Below are 12,805 nucleotides of genomic sequence, written 5' to 3' on the forward strand. Positions count from 1 at the left end.
GGGACGAAAGCAAATGGCATGAATGAGGAAACGACAGCGGACGCCGCCAGCCGGCGAAGCTTCCGCCTGCACAATGCAACGGTGCCGGCGCGACCGCTGGAGCCGGCGCTCTATCTGGTCGCCACCCCCATCGGCAATCTCGGCGACATTACGCTGCGGGCGCTGGAAACGCTGGCCGGCGCCGATGTGCTCGCCTGCGAAGATACGCGCGTCACCCGCGTGCTGCTCGACCGCTACGGCATCCAGAACCGTCCCTTCGCCTATCATGAGCACAATGCCGACGAGGCCGGTCCAAGGTTGCTGCAGGCGCTCGAAGCCGGGCGTTCGGTGGCGCTGGTCTCCGACGCCGGCACGCCGCTGGTTTCCGATCCCGGTTACCGGCTGGCCCAACAGGCGATCGCGGCAGGGTACCGCGTCATTCCCATTCCCGGCGCCTCTGCGCCGCTCGCAGCCCTTGTCGGCTCCGGCCTGCCGAACGATGCCTTCCTTTTCGCCGGTTTCCTGCCGGCCAAGGACAAGGCCCGCCGCGACCGTCTCGGTGAATTAGCCGCGGCACCCGCGACGCTGATCTTCTTTGAATCGCCGCACCGCATCGGTGCAACGCTTCTGGCCGCCGCCGATGTGCTCGGGGGCACGCGGCCCGCCTCCGTCTGCCGCGAGCTGACCAAGACCTATGAGGAGTTCCGTCGCGGCACGCTTGCCGACCTCGCCGCCCATTATCAGCAAGTGGAAAACGTCAAGGGCGAGATCGTCCTCGTGATCGGTCCGCCGGCGCCGGTCGAGACTGATGAGGCCGATGTCGAAGCCATGCTGGCCGACCTGTCGAAGTCAATGCCGACGGCAGGCGCCGCCACCGAGGCCGCCCGCCTCACCGGCTTGCCGCGCAAGGTGCTCTACCAGCGCCTGCTGGAGATCAAGAACGCCGATGGGCGATAATGATCTCACCGCCATCAGGAGGAAGGCGCTGCGCCGGGGCCGCATGTCGGAATATGTCGCGGCCGCCTTCCTGATGCTGAAGGGCTACCGCATCCTGGCTCTGCGCCACCGCACCCGGCTCGGCGAGATCGATATTATTGCCCGCAAGGGTGATCTCGCCGTCTTCGTCGAGGTCAAGGCCCGCCATGGCGAGGCTGCGGCGGTCGATGCCGTCTCTATTGCCGCGCAGAAGCGCATACGGGCGGCAAGCGATCTCTGGCTCGCCCGCCAGGCGGACCAGGCTCGCCTTTCCCAGCGCTATGATATCGTGGCGATCATGCCCGGCCGCCTGCCGCGGCACTTTCCGGATGCGTTTTAGCGCCTTTATGGTCCAATCCGTTTTCGAATCGTTAAACTTTTAGTTCCCGCGTGAACGAGGTTCTTACGACTCTCTGCTACCCCAAATCTCGGTAGGGATAACAATTGGGGATTGTTTCATGGCCTGGAAGCTGATGCTTGCAAGTGCGGTCGCCATGGCCGCGCGCTCCGCGCCTTATGCCGTGGCGAAGCCGGCCGGGAAATCCTTCGTCGCGCATGCGAGCGACCTGCTGCCATTGAAGCCGACGCCGATCAATCCGGACTGGATCGTCAGCGGCAATCCGCAGGCCCGCACGGCCGAACATTCGCGCGGCCATGACGAAGCGTCGCTGACGGCGATCTGGGATTGCACGGCGGGTGAATTCCGCTGGCGCTTCGGCTGGGACGAGACCGTGATGATCCTCGAAGGCGAGGTCCATATCACTGCCGAGGACGGCACCGAACGCACCTTGCGCGCCGGCGACGTCGCCTTTTTCGCCGGCGGAACCTGGGCGAGCTGGCGGGTCGACAATTACGTCCGCAAGGTCGCCTTCCTGCGCAAGCCCTTCCCGAAGCCCTTGGCGATCGCCTACCGCCTCCGCAACATGCTGCGCAACAGCGGCAACCAGGGCATCGCCGCCTGACGATCGATTTCGATGTTCGGACCTATGCGCTAATCAGGCTGAGGCGGGGCGGTTGTTTCGCCCTTCAAGATCTCGCAAGCGAATAGGATCGGATTGTCGAGCTCGGGCGCGGTTTGCTTGTTCAACAGAACAGCCACCGCAGCTGCGGCTATGTCTTGAATAGGCTGTTTCACTGTCGTCAGGCGTGGCGTTGTCATGCTTGCGAGCGGGATGCCGTCGAAGCCGAGGATCGAAAGGGCTGCAGGTATCGGGATTCCCAGATCATGCGCTGCCCGCATGCAGCCGATTGCCTGCTGGTCCGAACTTGCAAAGATCGCCGTCGGCCGCTCGTTTCGCGCGCGGGCCAGAAGATAATTTCCCGCGGAACGGCCGCTCTCGTAGTCGAAGGCCGCCTCGGCAATCAGCGGTGGTCCTGCCATTCGTGTGCCGTCTGCCCGCTCCCTCGCCTGCTCGATTGCATCGAGATAGCCCCTGAGTCGATCGTTAGCGGGGACGGAGTGCCCAGGCCCCGAAATGAAGCCGATGCGGCGATGGCCGAGCTGCAAAAGATGCTCGACGCCAAGACGAACGCCATTGCGGTGATCGGCGGCAATGCCGGAATACCCTGGCATAAGCCGGTCGACGACGACGATCGGCAAGCCCTTCGGCAGCTTGAGTGTGTGGAAATCATTGCTGGGAACCAGCATGATGCCGTCGACCTTACGGCTTGTCAGCTGTTTGATGCGGTCAGCCTCCTTGGCCGCATGATCAAACGACGTCATGACGATGATATTATAGCCGTGATTTGCCGCCGCTTGTTCCGCCGATTGGACAAGTTCCGCGAAGAAGGGATTGGTCAGATCCGGAATGACGATGCCGATGAGGCGGCTGACCTTGCCGCGCATGCTTCTCGCCGACGGGTCGGGCGTATAGCCGAGGTCTTTGATGATCGCTGTGACGCGCGCCCGCAATTCATTCGTCACCGAGGGATGATCATTCAAAATTCGCGAAACGGTCCCGGTGGAAACTCCCGCAAGCTTGGCAACCTCTCGAATCCCGACCTTTGACATAACGGAAACAGTGGCCCTTTCTCTGCGCCTTCGGAAGACACCGAAGGGCGCCTGACCGAAGCTTCCAGCTAATGGTCTTTACCGCCCTCGTCAAAGGGCTGCATCTCAATATTGACCGCCAGTCTCCATAGCATGAGCGTGGGCCAACGCTCAATGGAAACGGTTCATCACATGCACACCGATATGAGCGAAACACAGGAACAAAAGCGGGCGTTTGGCTGAATTTCCACTGCTTGACAATTTTTAAGGGCGTGCTACCCAGATGTCGTTGGAAACGGTTCATTGCCGCAGGCAACTCAGGTGGAGCTGAGCCCAGGGCCGTTCGGAGGAAAAAATGTCCAATTCTATGAAGCGTGAATCCGTCTTGATCAATGCGCCGCGCCGTGCGGCATTGAAGCTCGGACTTGCCGGCACCTTGGTGCTTGCGCTGTCCTGTGGCGTGTCGCCCGCCTTTGCGGCCGGCAAGCCGAAGGTCGGCCTGATCATGAAATCCTTGTCCAATGAGTTCTTCAAGCAGATGAAGGCCGGCGCCGACAAATATGCGGCCGAGAACAAGGACAAGTTCGACTTCAAGGCCGTCGGCATGAAGGACGAGCGAGATTTCGCTTCCCAGGTCGATGCCGTCGAAAACTTCGTCACGCAGAAATACGATATCATCGTTGTCGCGCCGGCCGATTCAAAGGCCATGGCAACCCCGCTGGCAAAGGCAGTCAAGGCTGGCGTCAAGGTCATCAACATCGACGTGCCGCTCGATGCCGATGCGAAGAAGAAAGCCGGTATCGATCTCGCTTTCTTCGGGCCTGACAATAAGGGCGGGGCGACGCTTGCGGGCGACGCGCTTGCCAAGGATCTGGGACCCGGCGCCAAGGTCGTCATCCTCGAGGGTAACCCCGAGGCCGACAATGCCAAGGAGCGCAAGGAAGGCTTCGTGGACTCCGTCAAGTCTGGCAAGCTTGAGCTTCTCGACAGCAAGACGGCCCATTGGGAGACGGAAGAAGCCAATACCGTCATGACGAATTTCCTGACGAAATATAAGGATATTCAGGGCGTTATGGCAGCCAACGACTCGATGGCCCTCGGCGTTGTCAAGGCGCTCGATGCGGCCGGCCAAAGTGGCAAGATCAAGGTTGTCGGCTTCGATAACATTCCGCCGGTCCAGCCGCTGATCAAGGATGGCAAGATGCTTGCCACCGTCGAACAGTATGGTGCGCAGATGGCGGTCCTCGGCATCCAGTATGGCATGCGCGAACTTGCCGGCGAGAAATTCACCGGTTGGGTCAAGACCGACATCAAGCTGGTCACCGCAGCGGATCTCAAATAGTCGGGATCGCCCGCATCGCGCGTCTGAAAAATGACGCGCGGCAGCGTACAGGAAGCGCCGGCCGCGGCCGGCGCTCACCGCTAGCAACCGATTGACGCGTTGATCGCTTCAGGTGAGGCTCGCTTCCGAGCCCCTGGGATGCGTGCTGCGTGGAGTTCGAACAGAGCGTGCATGAGGTCGACGTGTCAGACGCAGCAGATGACGAGATTTTGAGGCTGGAAGGGATCGGCAAGCGCTTCCCGGGCGTCGTGGCGCTCAAGGATGTCTCCATGCGGATCGGCCGCGGCAAGGGCCACGTTCTTCTGGGCGAGAACGGTGCTGGAAAGTCGACCCTGATCAACCTACTCGGCGGCGTTTTCAGGCCGGATGACGGTCACATCCTGTTTGACGGCAAACAATACCATCCGGCCTCGCCGCTGGAGGCGTTCAAGGCGGGCATCCGGGTCATTCACCAGGAACTGCATCCGCTTTCCAACCTCACGGTGGCAGAAAACCTGCTGTTTGAGCATCTGCCGCGCCGATATGGCCTGGTGCACTATAAGGCGATGAACAGCAGAGCGGCGGAACTCCTGGAAGAGGTCGGCCTCGACGTGGCTCCGACGACACTGGCGAGCCGCCTCAGCGTTGCGCAGCTTCAATTGGTCGAGATCGCCAAGGCGCTTTGCTACGAAAGCAAGCTTCTCGTTCTCGACGAACCGACAGCAACCTTGACCTCCAAAGAGGTCGATCGCCTTTTTGAAATTCTCAAGCGCCTGAAGCGGCGTGGCGTGACCACGCTCTACATCTCTCACAGGCTGGAGGAGATCTTTGACGTCGGCGACGATGTGACAGTGCTGCGCGACGGCCAGCATGTGATCACGCGTCCGCTGTCCGGACTTGCTATTCCTGACATCGTCGAACTCATGGTCGGGCGGAAGCTTTCGGATCATGGCATTTTTCGCAGCGACAGCACCGTGTCCGGCGAGGCGCTCGGTGTGTCCGGCCTGAAGGTGACGCGCACTAGCCCGGAATTGTCATTTTCCGTGGCACGGGGGGAAATCGTCGGCATTGCCGGCCTTGTCGGCAGCGGCCGGACGGAGGCGGTTCGCGCCATATTCGGCGCCGACGCCAAAGCGACCGGCGAAATTCGCGTGAATGGCAAGCCGGTTGAGATCCATTCGCCAAAGGACGCCGTTGCTGCCGGGCTCTGCCTGGCAACCGAAGACCGCAAGATGCAGGGCTTGATGCTCGATATGAGCTGCGCCGAAAATGCCACCATAACCGATCTCGCCAAGATCTCCCGCAACGGCTTGATCATGCGAAGGGCGCAGGATGATCATTCGCAGCGCCTCGTGCGCGAACTGCGCATCAAGACCCCGTCCATCCATCAGGCCGTCAGGACGTTTTCCGGCGGCAACCAGCAAAAGGTCGTCATTGCAAAATGGCTGTTCCGCGGTCCCAAAGTGCTGATTTTCGATGAGCCGACCCGTGGAATCGACGTCGGTGCAAAGGCCGAGATTTATGAGCTTCTGTGGAAGTTTGCGGCTCAGGGAAAAGGCGTTCTGGTCGTCTCTTCGGATCTGCCGGAGCTCATGGGCATTTGCCATCGCATCATCGTATTCTCCGACGGCAAGATATCGGGCGAAATAGTTCGGGAACAATTTGACGAGAGCAGGATCCTTTCGCTCGCCTACAAGGAGTACAGTCGTGTCCGCCAACATTGAAAAACAGACCGAGGCGAAAGAGGTGAGCGTCTGGGACAAGCTTATCCGGATCTCGCTGAAGGAGGCGGGCGTCGCCATTGCCCTCATTCTGATCCTGGCGTTTTTCTCGGCGACGGCGCCCTATTTCGCAACGCCGGAGAACTTCCTGAAGATCTTCGTGCAGATTGCCATCAACACCGTGCTTGCTGCGGGCATGACCTTCGTCATCCTCGTTGGCGGCATCGATCTCTCGGTCGGGTCGCTGCTTGCCCTTTGCACGGTGATCGGTGCGACGATCATGATCAATCCGGCGTTTTCGCCATGGCAGGCGATTGTTCTCGCATGTCTTGCGTCGATGGGCACGGGTGCCATCCTTGGCGCCGTCAACGGGTGGATTTGCGAGAAGTGGAAGCTTCCTTCCTTTATCGTCACCCTTGGCATGCTGAACGTCGCGAGCGGCCTGGCGCGCGTTGTCAGCGACAATTCGACGATCACCGGCCTGCCTCAGCCTTTCGTCGATTTCGGCAACCTGATCTTCTGGGGCATATTTCCGTCGATCTTTCTGATTGCGATCGTCGTCGTCCTGATCGGCTGGTTCGTGCTGCGCTACACCGTCTTCGGGCGCTTCGTCTTCGCGATCGGCACCAATGAAGAGGCTGTCCGGCTGTCGGGGCATGAGCCCAAACGGTACAAGATTGCGGTCTTCACGATCTCAGGGCTGACGGCCGGCATTGCGGCCATGGTCTATCTGCTCCGTCTCAATGTCGGGAGCCCGGTTGCGGGCATCGGCTACGAGTTGAATGCGATCGCCGCCGTCATTATCGGCGGCACCAGCCTTTCGGGTGGCAAAGGCTCGATTGTCGGCACGCTGGTCGGCGCCTGCATTCTGCAGGTGCTGTCGACGGGATTGCAGCTCTTGGGCGCCGACGACAATATCAAGCCGATCGTCATCGGCGCCGTCATCGTGCTCGCCGTCATTCTCGATAGCTATCGCGGCCGGTTGATGCGGAAACTCGAAACGCGGTGAAAAGCAATTCCAGCAAAAAAAGTGCGCAGCGGTTTTGCGTCCGGAATTGCGCAAAAACAAAAATGCTCCAGTGCCGAAGCCCTTGATTGGCCGTTGCGTTTGATATCTGGCCGACCTACATCTGTCCGGCATTCAGCGAGGGATGGAAATGGCCAAGATCACCAATGTAGCGGTCCAGATGGATCATGTCGCAGGCATCAATATCGCGGGTGATTCCACCTTCGCCATGAGCCTGGAAGCGCAGGCGCGCGGCTACAGGCTCTTCCATTACACGCCCGATCGCCTGAGCTTCCGCGACAACCGGCTTTATGCCAGCGTCGAGCCGATGGTGCTGCGTGACGTCAAGGGCGATCACTACGAGCTTGGCGCGCCGGAGCGCGTCGATCTCGCGACCATGGATGTCGTGCTGCTGCGCCAGGATCCGCCCTTCGATATGGCCTATATCACCGCGACGCATCTGCTCGAGCGCATCCACCCGAAGACGCTCGTCGTCAACGATCCGGCCTGGGTGCGCAATTCGCCGGAGAAGATCTTCGTCACCGAATTCTCCGATCTGATGCCGAAGACGCTGATCACCAAGGATGCCGCCGAGATCCGCCGCTTCCGCGACGAGATGGGCGACATCATCCTGAAGCCGCTTTACGGCAATGGCGGCGCCGGCGTCTTCCATTCGACCCGCGACGACCGCAACCTCTCTTCGCTGCTGGAGATGTTCGGCCAGCTTTTCCGCGAGCCCTTCATCGCCCAGCAATATCTGCCCGACGTGCGCAAGGGCGACAAACGCATCATCCTGGTCGACGGCGAATTCGCCGGCGCCATCAACCGCGTGCCGGCCGAACACGACAGCCGCTCCAACATGCATGTCGGCGGCCGCGCCGAGGCGACCGAGCTGACGCCGCGCGAACAGGAAATCTGCGCCCGCATCGGCCCGGCGCTGAGGGAGCGCGGCTTCCTGCTCGTCGGCATCGATGTGATCGGCGATTACATGACCGAGATCAACGTCACGTCGCCCACAGGCATTCGCGAGGTCAAGAAGTTCGGCGGTGCCGATATAGCAGCCCTGCTTTGGGATGCGATCGAGCGCAAGCGCGGCTGAGCCAGCCGCCCATGACCGTTCTGGTCCAGCGACCGAGCCAAACAAGGTCACAGCGGATGCCCGACTATGTTCTTTGATTGTTCTTGTTTTATTCCAGCTTCCATGCCAGATTGCAACCGCTGGCCCTAATGCATGTCGCCCAAAACTGTGCAGCGGTTTTGGGACCACGACATGCATCGAAAAAGGCTGCAGGGCGGTATATAAAAGTTTGCGGCAAGGGGATGGGCTTATGGTCGCGCGTGTCAGTACGGTTGCATTTCAGGGTATCGAAGGTGTGCCGGTCGAGGTCCAGGTCATGGTCGCTCCCGGAAAGGTCGGGATGCAGATCGTCGGCCTGCCTGACAAGGCGGTTGCCGAAAGCCGCGAGCGCGTGCAGGCGGCCCTCCACGCCTCCGGCCTGGCGCTGCCGGCAAAGCGGGTGACGGTCAATCTGGCGCCTGCCGACCTGCCGAAAGAGGGCTCGCATTTCGATCTGCCGATCGCCCTTGCCCTGATGGCCGCCCTCGGCGCCATTCCCGCCGATGCACTGTCGGACTTTGTCGTCGTCGGCGAGCTCAATCTCGACGGCACGATCGCCGCCATATCAGGCGCGCTGCCGGCCGCGATCGGCGCCAATGCGCTCGGCAAGGGGCTGATCTGCCCCGCCGAAAGCGGCGCCGAAGCCGCCTGGGCAGGCGCCGACGTCGATATCCTTGCACCCCGCAGCCTGATCGCCCTTGCCAATCATTTCCGTGGCACGCAAGTCCTATCCAGGCCGGACCCGTCGATCCGCGCCAATGCCGCAAACCTGCCGGATCTCGCCGAGATCAAGGGTCAGGAAAGCGCCAAGCGGGCGCTCGAGGTGGCGGCCGCCGGTGGCCATAATCTGCTGATGGTCGGTCCTCCGGGCTCCGGCAAGTCGATGCTGGCAGCCAGGCTGCCGTCGATCCTGCCGCCGCTCTCGGCCGCCGAGCTGCTTGAAGTCTCGATGGTGCATTCGATCGCCGGCCAGCTCTCCGGCGGCAAGCTTTCCGATCGCCGGCCCTTCCGCACCCCGCATCATTCCGCCACCATGGCAGCCCTCGTCGGCGGTGGCCTGCGCGCCCGTCCAGGCGAAGCCTCGCTTGCCCATCACGGCGTGCTGTTTCTCGACGAGTTCCCCGAATTTACGCCGCAGGCGCTCGATGCGCTGCGCCAGCCGCTCGAAGGCGGCGAATGCGTCATTGCCCGTGCCAATCACCGCGTCTCCTATCCGGCGAAATTCCAGCTGATCGCGGCGATGAACCCCTGCCGCTGTGGCATGGCCGGCGAGCCGGGCCATAGCTGTGCCCGCGGGCCGCGCTGCATGAGCGATTACCAGGCCCGCATCTCCGGCCCGCTGATGGACCGCATCGATATCCGCATCGATGTGCCGGCCGTCTCCGCTGCCGATCTCATCCGGCCGATGGCGGCTGAAACCAGCGCCGATGTCGCCCGCCGCGTCGCCCGCGCCCGCGCAATCCAGCAGGAGCGCTTCGAAAGCACCGGCGCCAAGGGCATCGGCACCAATGCCCGCTGCTCGACCGCGATGATCGAGAAACTGGCCGAGCCCGATGCCAGCGGCCTGCAGTTGCTGCGCGACGCCGCCGAGAAGATGAAATTCTCCGCCCGCGGTTACCACCGCGTGCTCAAGGTCGCCCGCACGCTTGCCGATCTCGACGGCAAGCCGACGGTCGGCCGCATCCATCTCGCCGAAGCGATCTCCTACCGCATCGCCGGCGAAAGGCTGACGGCTGCGGCTTAAGAAGAAGGGCGGATGCGCGTAGATATTTTGAAGTACTAGTCGTCAGGCCGCTCACCGATCTGCCGATCGCGCTGGCGCTGATGCTGCCCTCAGCGAAATCCCCGCCGGTGCGCTGCCGGATTATGAGATTATGTCGCTGTCCGCGAACCCAACCCCGACGGAACGATTGATCGCTGCCGTTATGGCGCGCTGCCGGCCGCGAATGCTCTTGGCAGGGGCTGACCTGCCAAAAGCGGTGCCGAAGCTGCCTAGGACGCCGATTTAAACATCTGCGTTGCTTATCCGTTAGGGGTAAGGGCCTCTCCTCACTTCGTCGCTATTTACAATATTAGATTAGGCTGAAAAAATTTTGAGAAGGATGTCGGTCCGTTCGACATAGTCGATCGGAGGTGACGGATAAGAAAATCTGCCGGGGATGTAGATGAGTAACGAATATCCGGGCTCGAACGCTAACCCATCGGAGGTTCTAGACTTAGCGAATGCCTACTCTCTCGCTTCGAAATTCCTGTTCGGGAAGGGTCAGAAGCGAGTTGCAATATCCATTGCTCCAGCTCGAATGTGCGCCATTCACGCTATCGAACTCTACTTAAATGCCTTCCTGCGCCATGAAGGCGTTGCTCCAGAAGAAATACGAAAACGGATGCACAATCTCGCTGAGCCTTTGTTCGTTGCCAAACTTAAACTGAGAAAGAAGACTGCCTTGCATCTCGAGGCAATGACAGCAAAGCGTGAGTACATCATATCGCGCTATGCTCCGGAGCGGACGAGAGAGCACACTGAGCTGAATCGTTTGACCGCGACGCTGGCGGAAGTCATGGCGAAGGTTGGCAAACACCTGCATTCAACGAGCTCAGGTGGACATCGACAATCGTTATTACGGACTGCCACAGAACTTTCGTCCCACGTCGATTGGGATGCAGGTGACGGCACAAATGATGGGGCGCCGAAGCGCCCCGATATTCTGCAGGATAAATTGCCGGCGGAAAGGCCCCGCCATAGCCACCTTTAGCTCCCGAGCCCTTCAAACAGCGCCGTCGACAGATAACGCTCCGCAAAGGACGGGATGATGATGACGATGTTCTTGCCGGCGTTCTCGGGACGGATGCCGACCTTGATGGCGGCGGTCAGTGCTGCACCCGAGGAGATGCCGACCGGCACGCCTTCGAGCCGGGCGACGAGGCGTGCCTGTTCGAAGGCCTCGTCGTTGGAAACGGTGACGACTTCGTCATAGATGCCGGTATCGAGGATCTTTGGCGCGAAGCCGGCGCCGATGCCCTGGATCTTGTGCGGGCCGGGGTTGCCGCCGGATAGGATCGGCGAATCGGCCGGTTCGACGGCGATGATCTTGATCTCGGGCTTGCGGCTCTTCAGCACTTGTCCGACGCCGGTGATCGTGCCGCCGGTGCCGATGCCCGATACGACGATATCGACCGTGCCGTCGGTATCGTTCCAGATTTCCTCGGCCGTCGTCTTGCGGTGGATCTCGGGATTATCAGGGTTTTCGAACTGCTGCGGAATGACGGCATCGGGAAGGGAGGACGCCAGTTCCTCGGCCTTGGCGATGGCGCCCTTCATGCCCTTTGGCCCCTCGGTCAGCACCAGCTCGGCGCCGAGCAGCGCCAGCATCTTGCGGCGCTCGACCGACATCGTCTCCGGCATGGTGAGGATCAGCCGATAGCCCTTGGCGGCGGCGGCAAAGGCGAGCGCGATGCCGGTATTGCCGGAGGTCGGCTCGATCAGCACCGTCTTGCCGGGGGTGATCTTGCCTTGCGCTTCGAGGCCCTCGATCATCGCGACGCCGATACGGTCCTTCACGGATGCGATCGGGTTGAAGAATTCGAGCTTGCCGATCAGGTTCGCCACGACGCCTTTTTCCCGCGCCAGCTTGTCGAAGCGCACGAGCGGCGTGTCGCCGATGGTCTCGGTGATCGAGGAATAGATGCGGCCGCGGCCGGGCTTGTGCGACATGGGTGCTCTCCCTTTGAAATCCTGCTCCTGAAATCGAGGGGGAGAATAGGGTCAAAGACCCGTCTAGGCCAGACCGCGTTCGACCTGGAGGAGCGGTCAGGAGAGAAAAAAACCTTTGATAACCGTTTCTTGCCGAATGTTTATTTCAGGCCGCCCGCGTGGCGATGAAGGCTGCCGTGCCGGCGAGGATGCCGGCGGCAACCCGGTTCAGCGCCTGCAAGGCCCGCGGCTCTCTCAGCATCGTGCGGGCCCGCGAGGCAAGCAGCATATAAGGCACAAGCACGACGATCAGCACCACGAAGGTGGCGGCGAGCAGGATCGCATAGTCGCGTAGCCCGATATTGCCGATATCGATCAGCGTCGGCACCAGGGCGACATAGAAGAGCATCGTCTTCGGATTGCCGAGCGTCACCAGCAGGCCGGAGAGGAAGGACAGGCCGATATTGGTCGATTTCCGTGCCGCAATATCCTGCGGCAGCAGCCCCGCCGTCCAGAGTTTCCAGGCGATGTAGCCGAGATAGAGGACGCCGGCGATCTTGATTGTTATGAACACCTCGGTGAAGGTCTGCGCCACGAAGGCAAGGCCGAGAATGACCGCTGTGAGATAGGTCATGTCGCCGATCACCAGGCCGAGACCCATGAAGAAGGTCTCGCGGAAATTCGAGCCGAGCGCACGCGCGACGATTGCGGTAATCCCGGGTCCCGGAATGGCCGCGGCGATGAACAGCGCTTCGGCATAGGTGATCAGGACGGTGAGGCTCATCTTCTTAACCCTCAGGGCTTCCACCGCCCATCTATAGGCAAGCGCCGCTTCTTCATCAATGCTTTGGCGCTGATCGGTCCATAACCATAAGGAATAGGTCTGCTAGACCATGATCTACTTGGAAAGCGACCCGGCCTTGCTATTTCTCTCTCTGCAAATGCGCGATCAGCGCGGCCCGCCGCGGTTGTCCCGGCCGGTGGCGCTAGAGATTTTCATCACCA

12 protein-coding genes are annotated in these 12,805 nt (G+C 61.1%); 9 read left to right on the forward strand and 3 right to left on the reverse strand.

Features of this window, described 5'->3' with window-relative positions; translation table 11 throughout:
- Positions 1-18: 18 nt before the first annotated feature.
- The 3 genes from rsmI to BS629_RS33100 all read left to right on the forward strand — a co-directional run bounded on the left by rsmI (position 19) and on the right by BS629_RS33100 (position 1,916).
- Positions 19-936 (forward strand): 16S rRNA (cytidine(1402)-2'-O)-methyltransferase, encoded by a 918-nt coding sequence (gene rsmI / locus BS629_RS33090; protein WP_018244439.1) that lies wholly within the window; start codon positions 19-21, stop codon positions 934-936.
- Positions 926-1,294: a YraN family protein gene (locus tag BS629_RS33095; protein ID WP_018244440.1), complete on the forward strand. Its 369-nt coding sequence runs from the start codon at positions 926-928 to the stop codon at positions 1,292-1,294. The genes rsmI and BS629_RS33095 overlap by 11 nt, the downstream gene beginning before the upstream one ends.
- 118 nt (positions 1,295-1,412) lie before the next feature.
- Complete coding sequence (locus BS629_RS33100; protein WP_018244441.1) at positions 1,413-1,916, forward strand: cupin domain-containing protein; 504 nt, start codon at positions 1,413-1,415, stop codon at positions 1,914-1,916.
- A 29-nt stretch (positions 1,917-1,945) separates the two neighbouring features.
- Here the strand turns inward: BS629_RS33100 and BS629_RS33105 are convergent, their stop codons facing one another.
- The gene (locus BS629_RS33105; RefSeq protein ID WP_018244442.1) at positions 1,946-2,965 is read right to left on the reverse strand and encodes a LacI family DNA-binding transcriptional regulator; all 1,020 of its coding nucleotides are present in this window, start codon (positions 2,963-2,965) and stop codon (positions 1,946-1,948) included.
- A gap of 334 nt (positions 2,966-3,299) precedes the next feature.
- Between BS629_RS33105 and BS629_RS33110 the strand changes: the two genes are divergently transcribed.
- The 6 genes from BS629_RS33110 to BS629_RS33135 all read left to right on the forward strand — a co-directional run bounded on the left by BS629_RS33110 (position 3,300) and on the right by BS629_RS33135 (position 10,862).
- Positions 3,300-4,286 (forward strand): sugar ABC transporter substrate-binding protein, encoded by a 987-nt coding sequence (locus BS629_RS33110; protein WP_018244443.1) that lies wholly within the window; start codon positions 3,300-3,302, stop codon positions 4,284-4,286.
- A 182-nt stretch (positions 4,287-4,468) separates the two neighbouring features.
- On the forward strand, positions 4,469-5,989 hold the full coding sequence (locus tag BS629_RS33115) for a sugar ABC transporter ATP-binding protein (protein WP_026188585.1): 1,521 nt from the start codon (positions 4,469-4,471) through the stop codon (positions 5,987-5,989).
- Positions 5,973-6,995 (forward strand): ABC transporter permease, encoded by a 1,023-nt coding sequence (locus tag BS629_RS33120; protein WP_018244445.1) that lies wholly within the window; start codon positions 5,973-5,975, stop codon positions 6,993-6,995. Before BS629_RS33115 ends, BS629_RS33120 begins: the two co-directional genes overlap by 17 nt.
- A gap of 148 nt (positions 6,996-7,143) precedes the next feature.
- On the forward strand, positions 7,144-8,091 hold the full coding sequence (gshB, locus tag BS629_RS33125; RefSeq protein WP_018516393.1) for a glutathione synthase: 948 nt from the start codon (positions 7,144-7,146) through the stop codon (positions 8,089-8,091).
- Positions 8,092-8,320: 229 nt separating this feature from the next.
- Positions 8,321-9,853, forward strand: a complete 1,533-nt coding sequence (locus tag BS629_RS33130; RefSeq protein WP_018244447.1) for a YifB family Mg chelatase-like AAA ATPase — start codon at positions 8,321-8,323, stop codon at positions 9,851-9,853.
- A 421-nt stretch (positions 9,854-10,274) separates the two neighbouring features.
- The gene (locus BS629_RS33135; protein ID WP_018244448.1) at positions 10,275-10,862 is read left to right on the forward strand and encodes a hypothetical protein; all 588 of its coding nucleotides are present in this window, start codon (positions 10,275-10,277) and stop codon (positions 10,860-10,862) included.
- On the opposite strand, the gene cysK is transcribed toward BS629_RS33135, so the two are convergent.
- Entirely contained in the window at positions 10,859-11,821 is a 963-nt protein-coding gene (cysK, locus tag BS629_RS33140) for a cysteine synthase A (RefSeq protein ID WP_018244449.1), read from the reverse strand. The two genes, BS629_RS33135 and cysK, sit on opposite strands and share 4 nt — an antisense overlap.
- A gap of 145 nt (positions 11,822-11,966) precedes the next feature.
- The gene (locus BS629_RS33145) at positions 11,967-12,584 is read right to left on the reverse strand and encodes a LysE family translocator (protein WP_018244450.1); all 618 of its coding nucleotides are present in this window, start codon (positions 12,582-12,584) and stop codon (positions 11,967-11,969) included.
- Between the last annotated feature and the right edge of the window lie 221 nt (positions 12,585-12,805).

The organism is Rhizobium leguminosarum bv. viciae USDA 2370 (assembly GCF_002008365.1).
GTDB lineage: Bacteria > Pseudomonadota > Alphaproteobacteria > Rhizobiales > Rhizobiaceae > Rhizobium > Rhizobium leguminosarum.